The organism is Campylobacter sp. JH32 (assembly GCF_017846535.1).
In the GTDB taxonomy this organism is placed as follows: Bacteria; Campylobacterota; Campylobacteria; order Campylobacterales; family Campylobacteraceae; genus Campylobacter_D; species Campylobacter_D coli.
This window is the reverse complement of the sequence record NZ_JAEQBS010000005.1, coordinates 60,642-75,084: the sequence shown is the minus strand read 5'-3', so window position 1 is coordinate 75,084 and position 14,443 is coordinate 60,642. Positions and strand designations below refer to the sequence as shown.

At 30.5% G+C, this 14,443-nt stretch carries 17 protein-coding genes and 4 tRNA genes; 7 read left to right on the top strand and 14 right to left on the bottom strand.

The window, feature by feature from the left end:
* Positions 1–13 precede the first annotated feature (13 nt).
* Positions 14–1,357, top strand: a complete 1,344-nt coding sequence (locus tag KAR67_RS04970; RefSeq protein ID WP_002787613.1) for a ShlB/FhaC/HecB family hemolysin secretion/activation protein — start codon at positions 14–16, stop codon at positions 1,355–1,357.
* A 2-nt stretch (positions 1,358–1,359) separates the two neighbouring features.
* Here the strand turns inward: KAR67_RS04970 and KAR67_RS04965 are convergent, their stop codons facing one another.
* Positions 1,360–2,343 carry a 7-cyano-7-deazaguanine synthase gene (locus tag KAR67_RS04965; protein WP_002783028.1) on the bottom strand — a complete coding sequence of 328 codons (984 nt, stop codon included), beginning with the start codon at positions 2,341–2,343 and terminating at the stop codon, positions 1,360–1,362.
* 94 nt (positions 2,344–2,437) lie between these two features.
* Between KAR67_RS04965 and KAR67_RS04960 the strand changes: the two genes are divergently transcribed.
* Together KAR67_RS04960 and KAR67_RS04955 are read left to right on the top strand one after the other, a co-directional pair.
* Entirely contained in the window at positions 2,438–2,599 is a 162-nt protein-coding gene (locus KAR67_RS04960; RefSeq protein WP_002778908.1) for a hypothetical protein, read from the top strand.
* A gap of 3 nt (positions 2,600–2,602) precedes the next feature.
* On the top strand, positions 2,603–3,472 hold the full coding sequence (locus tag KAR67_RS04955) for a hypothetical protein (protein WP_002778909.1): 870 nt from the start codon (positions 2,603–2,605) through the stop codon (positions 3,470–3,472).
* 234 nt (positions 3,473–3,706) lie between these two features.
* Here KAR67_RS04955 and exbD read toward each other — a convergent pair whose 3' ends face one another.
* Positions 3,707–4,096 (bottom strand): TonB system transport protein ExbD, encoded by a 390-nt coding sequence (gene exbD, locus KAR67_RS04950; RefSeq protein WP_002778912.1) that lies wholly within the window; start codon positions 4,094–4,096, stop codon positions 3,707–3,709.
* Positions 4,089–4,514, bottom strand: coding sequence for a TonB-system energizer ExbB (gene exbB, locus KAR67_RS04945; RefSeq protein WP_002782436.1), 426 nt, complete (start codon positions 4,512–4,514; stop codon positions 4,089–4,091). Before exbB ends, exbD begins: the two co-directional genes overlap by 8 nt.
* 152 nt (positions 4,515–4,666) lie before the next feature.
* Between exbB and KAR67_RS04940 the strand changes: the two genes are divergently transcribed.
* From KAR67_RS04940 to KAR67_RS04925, 4 genes are all read left to right on the top strand, one after another.
* Entirely contained in the window at positions 4,667–5,404 is a 738-nt protein-coding gene (locus tag KAR67_RS04940; RefSeq protein ID WP_002783024.1) for a DUF4261 domain-containing protein, read from the top strand.
* Between the two features lie 68 nt (positions 5,405–5,472).
* Positions 5,473–5,889 (top strand): PepSY-like domain-containing protein, encoded by a 417-nt coding sequence (locus tag KAR67_RS04935; RefSeq protein WP_002782432.1) that lies wholly within the window; start codon positions 5,473–5,475, stop codon positions 5,887–5,889.
* A 229-nt stretch (positions 5,890–6,118) separates the two neighbouring features.
* On the top strand, positions 6,119–7,441 hold the full coding sequence (locus tag KAR67_RS04930; RefSeq protein ID WP_002799213.1) for an aromatic amino acid transport family protein: 1,323 nt from the start codon (positions 6,119–6,121) through the stop codon (positions 7,439–7,441).
* Between the two features lie 10 nt (positions 7,442–7,451).
* Positions 7,452–8,816, top strand: a complete 1,365-nt coding sequence (locus KAR67_RS04925; protein WP_002799211.1) for an L-serine ammonia-lyase — start codon at positions 7,452–7,454, stop codon at positions 8,814–8,816.
* 59 nt (positions 8,817–8,875) lie between these two features.
* On the opposite strand, the gene KAR67_RS04920 is transcribed toward KAR67_RS04925, so the two are convergent.
* From KAR67_RS04920 to KAR67_RS09640, 11 genes are all read right to left on the bottom strand, one after another.
* Positions 8,876–9,397: a hypothetical protein gene (locus KAR67_RS04920; protein ID WP_002778922.1), complete on the bottom strand. Its 522-nt coding sequence runs from the start codon at positions 9,395–9,397 to the stop codon at positions 8,876–8,878.
* Positions 9,378–10,358: a bifunctional diaminohydroxyphosphoribosylaminopyrimidine deaminase/5-amino-6-(5-phosphoribosylamino)uracil reductase RibD gene (ribD, locus tag KAR67_RS04915; RefSeq protein ID WP_162284582.1), complete on the bottom strand. Its 981-nt coding sequence runs from the start codon at positions 10,356–10,358 to the stop codon at positions 9,378–9,380. Before ribD ends, KAR67_RS04920 begins: the two co-directional genes overlap by 20 nt.
* A 9-nt stretch (positions 10,359–10,367) precedes the next feature.
* Entirely contained in the window at positions 10,368–12,092 is a 1,725-nt protein-coding gene (locus KAR67_RS09650; protein WP_223209524.1) for a hypothetical protein, read from the bottom strand.
* Positions 12,093–12,186: 94 nt separating this feature from the next.
* The gene (locus tag KAR67_RS04905) at positions 12,187–12,516 is read right to left on the bottom strand and encodes a hypothetical protein (RefSeq protein WP_002794891.1); all 330 of its coding nucleotides are present in this window, start codon (positions 12,514–12,516) and stop codon (positions 12,187–12,189) included.
* Between the two features lie 75 nt (positions 12,517–12,591).
* Positions 12,592–12,679, bottom strand: a tRNA-Ser gene (locus KAR67_RS04900).
* Positions 12,680–12,710: 31 nt separating this feature from the next.
* Positions 12,711–12,784 (bottom strand) — tRNA-Cys (locus KAR67_RS04895).
* A gap of 20 nt (positions 12,785–12,804) precedes the next feature.
* Positions 12,805–12,893, bottom strand: a tRNA-Leu gene (locus KAR67_RS04890).
* Between the two features lie 9 nt (positions 12,894–12,902).
* A tRNA-Gly gene (locus KAR67_RS04885) sits at positions 12,903–12,977 on the bottom strand.
* Positions 12,978–13,036: 59 nt separating this feature from the next.
* Positions 13,037–13,795 carry a hypothetical protein gene (locus tag KAR67_RS04880; RefSeq protein WP_002778926.1) on the bottom strand — a complete coding sequence of 253 codons (759 nt, stop codon included), beginning with the start codon at positions 13,793–13,795 and terminating at the stop codon, positions 13,037–13,039.
* Positions 13,796–13,847: 52 nt separating this feature from the next.
* Complete coding sequence (locus KAR67_RS09645; protein WP_002778927.1) at positions 13,848–14,084, bottom strand: hypothetical protein; 237 nt, start codon at positions 14,082–14,084, stop codon at positions 13,848–13,850.
* A gap of 20 nt (positions 14,085–14,104) precedes the next feature.
* Positions 14,105–14,443, bottom strand: a complete 339-nt coding sequence (locus KAR67_RS09640) for a hemerythrin domain-containing protein (protein ID WP_002778929.1) — start codon at positions 14,441–14,443, stop codon at positions 14,105–14,107.

The window sequence follows — 14,443 nt, the reverse complement described above, 5'->3', positions numbered from 1 at the left end:
TGATATTTATAATATGATTAAAGAGCTTACAAATTTTATCGTTGCGAAGGGCTATTCAACTTCTAGTGTAACCATTGATGAGCTTGATCAAGAACGCGATATACTTTTTCTTGATTTAAAATATGGTTTTGTAGGAGAGGTGTATCTTAATGGGGATAATAATACAACAAGATTAGATTTTGGTATGCCTTTGAAAAAGGGTGATAAATTCAATATTTATGATTTAGATACAGGTATAGAAAATTTAAACAATGGCGCAAGAGATGTTAAAATCGCTGTTAAAGCGAGTGAAAATTATGGTTATTCTGATATATTTATCAATCTTAAATCAAAGCCACCTGATTTGATATTGGACTTTGATAATAGTGGCTATAAAGCTAAAGGAGAATATAAAGCTAGTGCCTATCTTTCTTTAAGTAATATTTTAAATCTTAACGACTCCATACGCTTTGGTTTTATCAAAGGATTGTTAAAAGATATGAGTCAAGAGCGAGAAAATGTTTATGTGGCAAATTATACCTTGCCCATACAGAGTTATCAATTGTCTTATTCTATGCAATATAGTGATAATATAAATATGATTGAGGGATATGATAATTCTTTTATAAAAAATACAGATACAAGCTTAAGACATAAAATCATGTTAAAAAAGATTTTACATTGCACAAGCAAGGATAAATTTTCAATTTATGCTAATTTAGGCATTAAAGATGATGTTAATGAGATTGATAATTTTCGTTTAGAGAGTTCAAGTGGTAGGTATTCAAGTATTGCTAGCGGGGTTGAGTATTCAACTCTGGCATTTGGTGGATTTTTGTTTTTAAATTTAGAATACGAAAAAGGAATTCCATTTTTGGGTTCTAAAAAAGATTCTAAAGATTCTTTATATAAAATCGAATTTAACAAAGTCAATTTTAATTTAAGCTATCAAAAAAGTTTTTATGCAAATGATGGCCTAGCATTTTTATATCAAAACAGCTTGGGTGCGAGTTATTCTAATGAACCCTTATTGTATGCTGATAAATTTTTAATCGGTGATGAATACACAGTTAGGGGATTTAAAGAAAGCTCTGCTGCTCTTGATTATGGAGCATATAGTAACAATACGATTTATTTGCAATTTCTAAATGCGCCTAAATATTTAAGAGCATTAAAGCCTTTTGTTGGATTGGATATGGGTTATGGTAGGGATTATCTTTTATCCAATAAAGATTTTTTAGCCGGTGTCGCCTTTGGTTTTAGATACAACTTAAATCATCTTTCTTTAAATTTAACAGCTTCTAAAGCCCTGCATAAATCTTCGAATATGCCAAGCGAAACGATTCCTATTTATCTCAGGGCTTCTGTATTTTTTTAAGTTTAAGAAATGAAAAATGGATTGATTTCTTTTTTATCCTCAAAAGCTATACTTTTATAGCTTTTATCTTTAAATCGAAGTTCATAGCTTTTGTTTGCTTCATGCTTGGTGTAAGTTAGAGCGATTTTTAAGGCGAGTTCTAAATCTTTTTCATCTGCATTTGCACTAAGTAAAGAGTAAGCTCCGATTAAATCTCCAAGTTCTATTACTTCATATTTAGGAGTTTTTAAACCTTTTAAAAGAGTATTTTCAAGTTCATTTCTACCTATGATCATTTTAGCTCCATTAGGTAGTCTTAAATGACGACCATATTTTAAAAGTTGCGCATCATTTACTTGCATATCTTTGTCAAATTCTATAAAATCTCGAATTTTTTTAGCAAAACTATCAAGAGTTAGCAAACAACCTCCACCTGGGCTTTCAAAGTCTTCTAAGCCAAATTTAGCTGCAAGTTCAAGTTGTCTTTTACGACTTCTTCCGCTAATGCCTTCAAGCTTTTCTCTATCCACCCAACCTTCTCTTTCAGGCTTGGTTAAAGGCAAATTTTTTGCGCACATAGGACGCAAGATTAAATCTTCTTCATCAAGAGCAAGTTTTTTAACCTTTGCCATCGCATCACTTCTTTGACTCATAGGGCGTTGTCCTAAAACTTCTCCTGTGATGATAAAACTTGCATTTTCTTCTTTTAACATAGCAAGAGCAGTTTTAAACATAAAAGCATGACAATCTATACAAGGATTAAAATGTTTGCCATAGCCATATTGTGGATTAAAAAGCACTTCTTGAAGATAGGAATTTCTTACATCTATCATTTCAAAATCTGCACCTACCATTGCCGCACGCTTTTTCATGATTTCGCTTTTATCACTTGTGCTTCCAAAACCTATGTTGATATTTAGAGCTTTAACTTCTATGCCTTGTGCAGTGATGAGTTTCATTGCAAGCATACTATCAAGCCCACCGCTAAAAAGAGCTAATGCTTTCATTGATTCCTTTCTGAGATTATAAAGTTTTTTAAGATTTTGTCGATTATAAAAGATATAATTTTAACTAAAAAATCTTTAAATTAAGGACTAGCAAGTGTTAAAAATAATTTTGGTTTTAAGCATTTTGAGTTCTTTTGCTTTTGCAAATTCTTGTGCTAACTACGAGCAAGAACTTAAAAAGTGTAATTCTTTAAAAAATTCACATGAGAGAAAAATGTGTCGTTTAGGTTTATTTGCAAAATGTAAAAAAGGATAAATAATGAAAATCGATACTTCTGCTAGTTTAACCCATTCTTTAACTAATAATGTTGATAAAAAAGAGCTTAGCGTATTAAAAAAAGAAGAGAAAGATAAAATTCCCGTGCAAGATCTTTCGAGTTTAAATAGCGATGGTGTTAAGGTTGTTTTTGAAAATAAGCAAGGTGAACTTATAGCTTTAAATTTAAGCGATGAAAATTATAGTAGTTTACAAAAAAATTTCGGTTCTTATACGAATTATGTTGCTAGAAATGATGGTAGTATAAGGCTTAATGGCGAAGCAAATCAATTTGTTTCAAATTGGTTTGAAAGTGTAAAAGATAATTTTGGTTCTTTAAATTCAAATTTAAATAATAAACAACAAAGTGTAAAATTAAATTTTAATACAAGTACCCTTCAACAAAGTATGCAAAATTTAGGCTTTAAAACAAGCGATGAAAAAATATCTGATGATGCAAATATAGAAGAAAAATTAAATTTTTTTATTGATAAAGATGTAAATAAAGATGGTAAAGTTGATGATAGTGATGTTAAAGAACCTAGCATGAGAGAAATTTTAAGCGACATTAAAGAAGCATCAGGTGGTGGAGCTAATGCTATGAAAACCATAGATCCGCAAAAAATCAATAAAAAAGATGATAAGGAAAATAATATCAAAGAAAAAGAAGACGAAGATTTGCTTCAAAAAGCTCAAGAAAAAGGTTTAAGTGCTTTAAGTGCTGATGAGCAAGCCAAACTTAAAGCAAGTAATCCACAAATTTTTGAAGAACTTCAAAATAAGTCTTTAGGGAATTTAGAGCAAAATTTAAAAAAAGATTTAATGGTGCAAATAAGTAACAATGAAGCCATATTTGTGAACAAAAGAGTGTAAAAATTTAAAAATAAATGAAATATTTATAGTATTTACTTTGGGTGTAGATTAAGCGCTCTTATTAGTTTTGTATCAGGTTTTTTAGCTTTTGTGATTAGTTTAAGTTATAGATTGTTTTAGAGTCAAAGCAAAGCTATTTAATTCTATTTTTCAAAAATTAGCAGAATTAAAAAACTAGAGCTAAGAAAAAAGATATATAAAAAGCTTGTGATTTGTGATTTGACAAAGTATTTTTCATCTATTTTTCTCTGTTATAATTTGGAAATTCTCATGCTCTTTAGCTTTTAATAAGTCAATGATTTGAACAAAGCTTTCAAATTTTGCATTCTTATCACTTTTTAATTCTACTATAGTTTTTTTATGAAGCGAAGAAATAGCATCGCTTAAGCCTTTTAAATCTGTAGTCTTATCGTCTAGATAGAAAATATTGTTTTCATCAATGCTAATGGATAATTTTTTTTCATCATTGTTAAGACTTAGAGCATTTTCGCTAACGGGTAGATTGATTTCAATTTTGCCATGAGCAATGAAAGTTGAAATACTAAGAATGATAGCAAGTAAAACAAGCATTATATCTATGAAAGGAACTATATTTAACCCTTCATTTTTAGGCAATTTAAGCATTTTTACTCACCTTATAAGCATTACTTAAAAGTGAAACCTTGCGAAGTAAGGCATTATAAGCCATTAAGGCAGGTATGGCGACTAAAAGTCCTAAAGCTGTAGCTTTAAGAGCTAAAGAAAGTCCTACGACTATGGATTTGACATCGATATTTCCCGCTATTCCCATTTCATAAAAAGTAATCATAATCCCTACAACAGTTCCTAAGAGTCCTATGTAGGGAGCGTTAGAATAAATAATATAAATGGTAGTTAAATTCTCGCTAATTGCATCATCAAATTGCTCTTGATTTTCATAATTTTTAAAATCTATTTTTCTAAAAAATAATACTCTTTCAATTACGCACCAAAAAGCTATAAATGCCATAACTCCTAAAATTATAAAGATAATTAAATCAATATAATCTTTTAAAAATTCCATATTTAACTCCATGATTTGATTAAATTTTGGCGATTATACTACAATAAAAATAAAATTATAATTAATATTAATTATCATAATTTTTTAAATAATCATATGGCTTAAAAATTTAGGTTATAATTTTTTAAATACTTTAACTCTTAAGGAAAAGCATGCAAGAAAATCATAATTTTATTTCTTTTGTTCTTCTTGATGAAGCCAAGTTTGATTTTTTGAAATTGAAAAAGATACTTGAAGATGATTTTGATATATGGATTGCTGATGAAAATTTTACTCAAGATGGAGTAATTTTTTCTTTTAAAAATATGATCGTTACTTTAAATTTGATTAAAAATCCTATACCCAACAACGAAGCAGAATATTATGCTAATTTTAATTTTATGTGGAAAGATGCTTTAGAGCAAACCCAAAAACATAAAGCACATCTTCTTGTATCCGTTTTAAGTCAGAGTGAATCAAAGCTAGATCAAGCTAAACTTTTTACTCAAATATCATCTGCGTGTTTGCAAGATGAGCATACTTTGGGATTTTATACAGGAGGAGTTGTTTTAGAGCCTAAGTTTTATATAGAAAATGCAAAAATGCTAGAAGATAATCGTTTGCCTATTTATAATTGGATTTATGTAAGCGTTTATCCAGGTGATAATGGCAATAATGCCTACACCTATGGTCTTAGAAATTTCGATAAATTAGAGCTTGAGGTTTGTGATGCAAATATAGAAGAAAAAGAGCTTTTCTTCACTTTGTATGACATTATTTTGCATATTTTAACTTATGATCTAAGTTTAAAAGATGATGATACTTTAAAATTTGAAGATGGTAGAATACTTTCTTTTAAGAAAAGTCAAGGCATAGGTGTTGAAAATGAGAGTTTAAAAATTATTTTTTAGTTTCACATTCACTTCACAAAGATAAGTTAAACTTCTCTCAACCAAAACACAAACAAAAAGGAGAAAAAATGAAATTAAAATTAGGTTTAGCGGCTTTATTGGGTGCTACGGTGCTTTTTGCTAGAGATATAATTGTTCCTGCGAGTGAACTTCCAAGAAATGCACAAGATTTTATATCTAAGAATTTTAAAACTGCACAAATTGCTTTAGTAAAAAAAGATATAGATTCTTATGATGTGACTTTAAATGATGGAACAGAAATTGACTTTATTATCACTGGAGAGTGGAAAGATGTAGATGGAAAATACAAAGCTCTGCCAAATAGCATTTTGCCAAATATTATGCCAAAAATCAGTGCTTCATCAAACGCTCAAATCATAGAAGTAAGCAGAGAAATCAACGGATATAAATTTGAATTAAGCAATCAATTAAAAATTTATACTGATGCACAGGGTAATATCTTAGGACAAAAATTTGATTATTAATTCTAAAAGCATGTAAATTTGGAGACTTTATGTTTCCAAGATGGTTTTTTATATAAAAAACCATCTTCAAAACTTACTTAAATTAAATCTTAAAATATAATTTTAATAAGACTAATATTTTACAAAATGTTACATAAATTAAAGAAAAATGCTAGAAATTTAGATTTTTTACCCAGTAAGTGTGTTAAAATAAGCTTAATTTTGCGATATCAAATTTTAAGGAAAATGTATGAATACTCCTAAGTGGACTCGTTATGACACGAGATGGGTTTTATCTCTTTTTGGAACCGCTGTGGGTGCGGGGATTTTATTTTTACCTATTAAGGCGGGTGTTGGTGGTTTTTGGCCAGTTGTTGTGATGACTTTGATTATTTTTCCAATGGTGTATTTAAGCCATAGAGCCTTAAGTCGTTTTGTATGTCAAGCAAATGGTAATGATAAAGACATTACCCATGCGGCTGAAGAGTATTTTGGTAGAAAAGTAAGTATTTTTATTTCTGTGCTTTATTTCTTTGCAATTTTTCCAATTTGTTTAGCGTATTGTGTGGGTATAACCAATACTTTTGAAAGTTTTATCTACCATCAATTTTTACCCCTTTTAAATTCAGAGGGTGTATTTGCAGATATTATTCGTGCCATGTATGAGGTAAGCACAGGTGATAAAGAAAAAGTTGTAGCGAGTTTATTTCCTTTTTATCGTTTGCTTTTAGCTTTTATTTTGGTAAGTATTTTTATGCTTATTATGCTTTTTAGCGAAGAGTTAATCACTAAAGTATGTGAATGGCTTGTGTATCCTTTATGTGCTATTTTATTTTTATTTTCTTTATATCTTATCCCACAATGGTCATTTGAAAGTTTTAGTGCTATTCCTGGAACAAAAGAATTTATTACTATAGTATGGCTAACTTTACCGGTTTTAGTGTTTTCATTTAATCACTCACCAGCAATTTCAACTTTTTCTCTAAGCGTAAAAAGAGAATATCCTGAAAATTCAGTACAAAAAGCAAATCAAATTTTGTTTAGAACCTCTGTCATGTTGCTTGCTTTTGTTATGTTTTTTGTGGTATCTTGCGTGCTTTCTTTAACTCCAGCTGAACTTGCTGAAGCAAGAGCACAAAACATACCGGTGCTTTCTTATTTTGCTAATAAGCTTGATAATCCATTTATTTCTTATGGTGGTCCATTAATCGCATTTTTGGCAATTTCTAGTTCATTCTTTGGACATTATTTTGGCGCTAGAGAAGGTGCTTATGGTATAGTTAGAAAATGCTGCAAATTAGCAGGTAATGAAAATCCTGATTTGAAAAAAATCGCAGTTTATTCTACTTTAGTAATGTATATTGTTATGTTAATTACTGCTTATATCAATCCTAGTATTTTAGGTTTTATTGAAAGTTTGGGCGGTCCAATTATCGCAGCAATCTTATTTTTAATGCCAATTATTGCAATTTATACGGTTTCAAAAATGAAAAAATTCCAAAATAAAGCTTTAGATGCTTTTGTTTTTATTACAGGTGTTTTAACAATCATCACTGTAATTTATACTTTTTAAGGTGTGGTGAATGAGTAATTTAAATATTTTTAAAATAGGTGTAGGTCCTTCATCATCACATACTTTAGGACCTATGCTTGCAGGAAATTTATTTTGTAAAAAAATTGCTAAAAAATTAGAAAAAATTGAAAGAATTCAAATCATTCTTTATGGCTCTTTGTCTTTAACAGGCAAAGGACACTTGAGTGATAAGGCTGTGATTTGGGGGTTAAATGGCTTAGAAGCTAAAAATTTAAGTGCGGCAATACAAGATGAAGTAAATAAAAATGCTATTGAAAATGCTCAAATTGATTTTTGTGGCGAGAAAAAACTTAGTTTTAATTATGAAAAAGATTTGATATTTTCTAAAGATTTTTTACCTTTACATGAGAATGGTATGAAAATTAAAGCTTATGATTGTAAAGGTGGGTTAGTTGATGAGGAAACTTATTATTCTGTAGGTGGAGGCTTTGTTTTAACAGCTGCGGAATTAGAAAAAAAAGGTAAAAATTCTAACCAAAATAAAAAGAAAAAACTAGATATAGAGCTTAATAACGCTAAAGAAGCTTTAGAGCTTTGCGATAAAAGAGATTGGGATTTGGCAGAGCTTTCTTATCGTTATGAATTGCAATTTCACACTAAAGAGGAAATTCGTGCTTATTGTCTTGAAATTTGGGAAGTGATGCAAGAAGTGTATTATAATGGTACGCACCCGAATGAAGATTATTTGCCTGGAAAACTTCATTTAAAGCGTAGAGCTAAAGGACTTAAAGAAAGAGTAGCGATGACTACTGATCCTATGGGGATTATTGATTTTATCTCTTTGTATGCTATTGCGATTGCTGAAGAAAATGCTAGCGGAGCAAAAGTCGTAACCGCACCAACAAATGGAGCATGTGCTGTTATCCCTGCTGTCATGCTTTATCTTAAAAACCATACCATAGGTTTTAGTGATGAAAAGGCAATTGAATTTTTATTAGTAGCTATGCTTATAGGTTCTTTTTATAAGAAAAATGCAAGTATTAGTGGAGCAGAAGCAGGTTGTCAAGCAGAAATTGGTAGTGCTAGTTCTATGGCAGCTGCGGCTATGGCCACAGTTTTAGGAGCCAATGCTTTTAAGGCTTGCAACGCTGCTGAAATGGCAATGGAGCATCATCTAGGACTTACTTGTGATCCTGTAGGGGGCTTGGTTCAAATTCCATGCATTGAAAGAAATGCTTTTGGGGCGATAAAAGCTATCAGTGCAGCTAGAATGGCAATGACACGCAAATCTATTCCTATAGTCAGCCTTGATGAGGTGATAGAAACCATGTATGAAACTGGTAAGGATATGAATTACAAATACAAAGAAACTTCTTTAGGCGGACTTGCTACAAATTTAAAAACAGTGTGCTAAGATTTTACTTTGCACACTTTTAAATAAATAAATTTTTATAAAATTTAAGGTATTTTTGTTTATTTTTTTGCGTATTTTTTCATTCTTTGGGTTAAAAATTCTTTCATTTCTTCTTTGCTAAAACTTTTTAAAATGCGAATTTGTTTAAAAAGTAAGCCAAGGTTGATGATACCCATAACCAAAAGCAACAAACAAATCATCAAAAAAACAAGATCAACAGCACCAAATTCATTGATGGCAGCCAAGCTTGCAAAAAATACACTCGCTAAAAATAAAAAAATTAAAAGCAAGACTTGTTTTAATTTTGCTTCAGCAAAATTATCACTATTTTGAGTAAAATTTCTAAAAAGTATGATTTTTTTGCCTAAATTTGAAATTAAAATTTCATCATTTTCTTTAAACAAATTTTCTTTCAAACTTTGATAAAAAAAGATTTCATTGTTTAAATTTAGCTCATCTTTGAAGCTTGCTAGCGTATAATCTTTATAAAAAAAAGATTTGATTTCGCTTTTCTTTTCTATTTTAAATAATCTTAAATCATTTCTTGCATAAAAAAATCCGCTAAAGCTCATAAATGCCATAAGTGTCACTCCCTAAAAAATTTCTATAAAGTGGCTTGAAATTCAAAGGCATTGTAACATTTTTTTCATCATTTAAACTTGAACTTTGAAAAATCAAAAACATATCCATCTCATCTTTGAATTTTTTTAGGAAATTTTCTCCACCCTCATACATTAAAAATTTAGCTTTATTAGGAATTTGAGTATAAATTTGACGATGAGGCACGCTAAATAAAGGAATGCTTTTGTCAAAATTTTCTAAATTTTGATGACTTAAAATACAAAGATTAGGCGCCTTGCCTTTACAAAGTCTTGCATCAAGTATGGGACGATCTTTTCTTATCGTTTCTCCTCCTAACACAAGCAAATCAATCACAGAACGAATTTTATGCGCATAAGTACGACTTAGCTCATTGCTTACGATTTTGCCAAAAGGCGAGCCATTCATAGAAAGAGCGAGTTTGAAAAGTTTAAATTGTCCTTTTTGCCATTTTAAAAAAGGTTTTAAAAGTTTTTTTCCCTCATCTTCAAGCACACCAAATTCAATCTCTACTCCTTGTTTTTTTAAAAACTCCGCACCTTTACTTGCAATCTCATTCTCATCTTTAACGCTGATGAAAATTTTTTTAAAACCTAGCTCGCTAAAGAGTTTTGCACAAGGAGGCGTTTTTCCTTGATGAGAGCAAGGCTCAAGTGTGACAAAAGCTATGCTATCTTTAAAAATACCTCTATGGTTTTTGCAAATAAACTCATGTAAGGCGTTTGCTTCTTTGGGCAATGAAATTTCAGGTCTTAAGCTTTTAAAAGCATGAGCTATGGCATTAAGTTCTGCATGAGCCAATCCAGCTTTTTCATGGGCTTTTATGGCTAAAATTTTTTCATTTTTGTCTAGTATAACGCAACCTACAGCAGGATTAGGGTAGGTTAAAAACTGATATTTCCAAGCTTCATTTAATGCTAAATTCATATAAAAATTTTTCATTTCATTCCTTTATATTATAGCTTTTATCTTAGCTCTAAGCTCTTCAGGAAAGTTAGCTCTATAAATAGCAGGGATTCTAGAATCAAGTTTGTGTTTGTTGTAAATAAATTCTAATCTTTCAGGACTATAGTATCTTGGTGCATTAGGATAGCCTTGAGGAGGAGTTAAAGCTGCGAGTTTGGCATGTAAATAAAGCTCTTCTAAATAAATTTCTACATCTGCTTCACTCCAGTGATTGGGTAAATCATAACTATAACTTCTTACAGAACCTTCTTTATAAGCATCTATTTCTTGGTCAAATTCCCATCTACTTTCAGGAGTAGAATCCACATCTCTTGGATCTTTATATTTACCCTTATCGATTCCATTTAGCATTGCCGTCACTACTCTATTATTAATATCGTAAATGAAATCATATTCATTTGGATCTATAATCCATTCTGTAGAGATTAACTCATCTAAAAAAGGAAGCATTCCGTATTTGTCATAAGGAGGATTTTTAGCAAAGTCTTTCATGAGTTGTCTTTTTAAAGGGTTTTCATGTATTCCATATAAAGGACGATACAATCCTTCTAAACATTTTTCATCTCCTAATTGCACTCCAAGCCAAAGAGCTTGAAAGGCTCTTGATTTTAAACCAGAATCACTAAGATATACAGCTGCTTCATAAAAAGCCTTTTTATTGCCCAATATACCTAAGCAAAGTTGATATTCTCCTGCAATTAAATCAGAATATATAGTATTTGCCTTAGCACCAAAAGCTCCATAAGCTCCATGTTCAAAAGCATTTTTATAAAGCTCTTCACTGCTATCTTTAAGCTGAGCAAAATAAAATCTATCATCAAATACTGTATCTTCTATTTTACGAGAATAAACATATAAACCCCAATAAGCATCCCCTAAGTCATACTTTTCTATAAGTTCTTCATAAATCCTTATGCTTCTATAATTAGCATTTAAAAATTCATTGATTAGTTTATCCAACAAAGCTTCATTGTTTTCATCTTGGTCTAATTTACCTATAATGGCTCTAAAATAATCTTTTGAATATCCAAGTTCTGCTAAAGCAAGTCCTGCTTTATAATCTTTACCCTCTTCATAAGCATAGCTTAAATTCTTAATGGCTTTTTGAAAAAGATCATATCCTTTATAATCTAGTCTCTTAGCTTCTTTATAATCTTTCATACCTTCTTTATAAGCATTTATAAATCTTTTTTCTTTAGGTCTTTTAGGTCTTATTAAAGCACTATCTTTTAAATCTATGGGAGTACATACTAAGCCACTTCTTTTTACTAAATAATTATACCTTCCTTCTCCATCTAAAGAATTATAATAAGCTTTTTCTGCTTTGGTCCAAGGAGCTAAGCTTCCTTTAACAGGATCTTTTAAATAGATCTTTTGCCAATCTTTAAATTCAAGCAAAGTGGATTTCTCTCCTGTGTGAAACTCTGGATCTAAATATTTAGGCTCATAAAATTTTTTATAAGGGGAATTATCGACTATATTGACAGCTTCTAAAAGGGCTTTGGTGTATTCTTTGGTGTATTTGCCAGTGGGTTTTTCTCGTTGATTAAATAAAAATTCATTGGTTTTTGTATTGAGTTTTATACCTCCTCCATTAGGAGTATAGACCATTTTAATATCTTTATTGGTATCTTCATTGTTATTCATATCCTCTCCTTTGCAAGCATTTAAGCCAAAGATTATTGATATGAGCAAAATAATTTTAAACATGCCTTTTCCTTAATGATATATAATTAAGAAATTGTAGCTTTTTTATAGTGAAAAAAACTTAAAAATTTTATATGATATTAATTTAAGTCAGGAATTAAAATTTATTGCATTTGTGAACTCTTTTTTGAGGTGTTCCTTTATAACAAATTTCAACCTTGCCTTTAACTCCTCTTGTTTTTCTGATGAGTTTTGCCATAGTTTTGGCATATTTTTTATAGTTTTGATTGTTAAGATATTTTTGAGTTGAGAAATTTAAACCCATGCCTTTTGCCCATGCTTCAAATTCTATCTTTTCTACTTTGTTTTTAAAATGTTCTTTGATAACTTTTACTTCGGGTTGGATTTTATCACTTGGCAGTTCATTTGCCTCGGCAAATATAAAAAAAGATGAAAGTATAGATGAGATTAAGATGAATTTTTTCATAAATTGATTTCCTTATTTTTTAGATCAAATCAATTTATCATAACAGAGTTTGTTAAACTAATGAAAATTTCAAAGTGGCCGGGAGAAAGGGATTCGAACCCCTGGAGGTGTGACCCTCAACGGTTTTCAAGACCGCCGCTTTCGACCACTCAGCCATCTCCCGAATTGAAGTTGTAAAAATTAATTGCCTTTTTTGGAGGCGACATCCGGATTCGAACCGGAGATCAAGGCTTTGCAGGCCCATGCCTTACCGCTTGGCTATGTCGCCCTGATAATTTTTAGAAAAAGTGGTGCCCGAGGCCGGACTTGAACCGGCACGGAAGAAAAATTCCGAGGGATTTTAAGTCCCTTGTGTCTACCAATTCCACCACCCGGGCGGGTGATAATGGAGCGGGAAACGAGATTCGAACTCGCGACCCCAACCTTGGCAAGGTTGTGCTCTACCCCTGAGCTATTCCCGCGTAAAGCTAAAGATGAAATTCTAGCAAAATAAACTTAAAATGAGTTTATTTTGCTTTGATTATTTGCAAATAAATAAAGCAGTACCGCTAATGCTTTGTTCTTCATCCTTTACTATAGGCAATGAAAGCTCCATATTATCAGCGCTTTTCATACTATTTAAAGCCCTTGGATAAAAATTTGGAATTGATTCAATATTTAGATTTTTTAATATACAAGTTTTGTTAAGATCTAAAGAATAAATTTTTTCATAAGAATAAGCTTTTTTTAGAAGTTCGCTATAAAGTTTTTCTTTATTGTCTTTTAGGGTTTGTTTGGAGAATTTAGGCTCTAAGGCAGGTGTAGAAATACCTATAAATTCACTTTTTGCAATGATGGAGTTTAAATCATTTAAAAGTTTGTTAAAATTTTCTAGTTTATCTGCTGTAAACTCACATTCTAAATTTGCATGAAGTCTTTGTCCTTTAGGGGTTTGAACTCCATCTTTATAAGAAAAATTAGGTTCAAGTGAAAAACTTCCGCCACTGCAAAAATTTTCTTTTTTAGAGCGTTCTAAAATTTGATTAAAAGTGTTAGAAATTTGAATTTTATCTTCATTGCTTAAAAAGGTTTGAGTGCTTAAATTTTCATTTGCCCAAAAGTTGATATTTGCATGAAAAATATCGGGTTTAGCTTCCATACTTGTTTCTATACTTCTTGAGAAATTTAAAGTTTGAGTAGTTTTGTTTTTATTTAAAAACTCTACATTAAAAATCACTCCAGCTACAAAAAGTACCAAACATAAAAATCCTATCCCTAAACCTTTAAAAAATGCTAACATTTCTTCATCCTTTAATAAAAATTAAATAATTTTAACAAAATAAATATAAAAATTAATACCCTTTTTTGAAAAATTCTAAAGGAAATTTACATTTTTTACATTTAAATTTTGCACCTTCATTTTGTATTTTTTTATGAATTCCAGAAGGTACATCATGAATTTGCCCTATGCACTCGCAAGCGTAAAAATAAATTACAGCCTCATCTTCATCATCTTTAATTTCTTCAAAAGTGATATCAGCTCCATTTTCAGAGCTTAAAGAACCTAATCTCCATTGTTCTACTCTCATATCTTCATAAAGTATGTGTTCTAAAAGCCATTTTTTACCATGATATAAAGTTTTTCTCTTAGGTCGTTGGTGGTTTTTATGTTTTGAATGATTTTTATCATGGATTGGATGATTTCTTTATGAATTTGGCGATGCCTTTCAAAGTCTGGATAACGAATGAATTGCATATATTTTTCTTCATCATCAAAATGGTATTTCATATAGTTGAAAAAATCTGTAAGCAAAGCTTTAATTTCATCTCTATGAACGGGTTTATCAAATATATGTTCAACTTTGGCTGCAAGTTCAAACAGCTTTTTGTGTTGGTTGTCTATTCTGCCATTATGAACGCTATAGATTTTATCCCATTTTGGAAGCAA

Excerpts from the sequence above, each read along its gene's own strand:
- KAR67_RS04970 (WP_002787613.1), top strand. The coding sequence starts at position 14 with ATGATTAAAGAGCTTACAAATTTTATCGTTGCGAAGGGCTATTCAACT.
- KAR67_RS09645 (WP_002778927.1), bottom strand. The coding sequence starts at position 14,084 with ATGAGAGTAGAACAATGGAGATTAGGTTCTTTAAGCTCTGAAAATGGA.
- KAR67_RS04965 (WP_002783028.1), bottom strand. The coding sequence starts at position 2,343 with ATGAAAGCATTAGCTCTTTTTAGCGGTGGGCTTGATAGTATGCTTGCA.
- KAR67_RS04930 (WP_002799213.1), top strand. The coding sequence starts at position 6,119 with ATGAATACTCCTAAGTGGACTCGTTATGACACGAGATGGGTTTTATCT.
- KAR67_RS04880 (WP_002778926.1), bottom strand. The coding sequence starts at position 13,795 with ATGTTAGCATTTTTTAAAGGTTTAGGGATAGGATTTTTATGTTTGGTA.
- exbB (WP_002782436.1), bottom strand. The coding sequence starts at position 4,514 with ATGGAATTTTTAAAAGATTATATTGATTTAATTATCTTTATAATTTTA.
- KAR67_RS04940 (WP_002783024.1), top strand. The coding sequence starts at position 4,667 with ATGCAAGAAAATCATAATTTTATTTCTTTTGTTCTTCTTGATGAAGCC.
- KAR67_RS04905 (WP_002794891.1), bottom strand. The coding sequence starts at position 12,516 with ATGAAAAAATTCATCTTAATCTCATCTATACTTTCATCTTTTTTTATA.
- KAR67_RS04920 (WP_002778922.1), bottom strand. The coding sequence starts at position 9,397 with ATGGCATTTATGAGCTTTAGCGGATTTTTTTATGCAAGAAATGATTTA.
- KAR67_RS04935 (WP_002782432.1), top strand. The coding sequence starts at position 5,473 with ATGAAATTAAAATTAGGTTTAGCGGCTTTATTGGGTGCTACGGTGCTT.
- KAR67_RS04955 (WP_002778909.1), top strand. The coding sequence starts at position 2,603 with ATGAAAATCGATACTTCTGCTAGTTTAACCCATTCTTTAACTAATAAT.
- ribD (WP_162284582.1), bottom strand. The coding sequence starts at position 10,358 with ATGAAAAATTTTTATATGAATTTAGCATTAAATGAAGCTTGGAAATAT.
- exbD (WP_002778912.1), bottom strand. The coding sequence starts at position 4,096 with ATGCTTAAATTGCCTAAAAATGAAGGGTTAAATATAGTTCCTTTCATA.
- KAR67_RS04925 (WP_002799211.1), top strand. The coding sequence starts at position 7,452 with ATGAGTAATTTAAATATTTTTAAAATAGGTGTAGGTCCTTCATCATCA.
- KAR67_RS09650 (WP_223209524.1), bottom strand. The coding sequence starts at position 12,092 with ATGTTTAAAATTATTTTGCTCATATCAATAATCTTTGGCTTAAATGCT.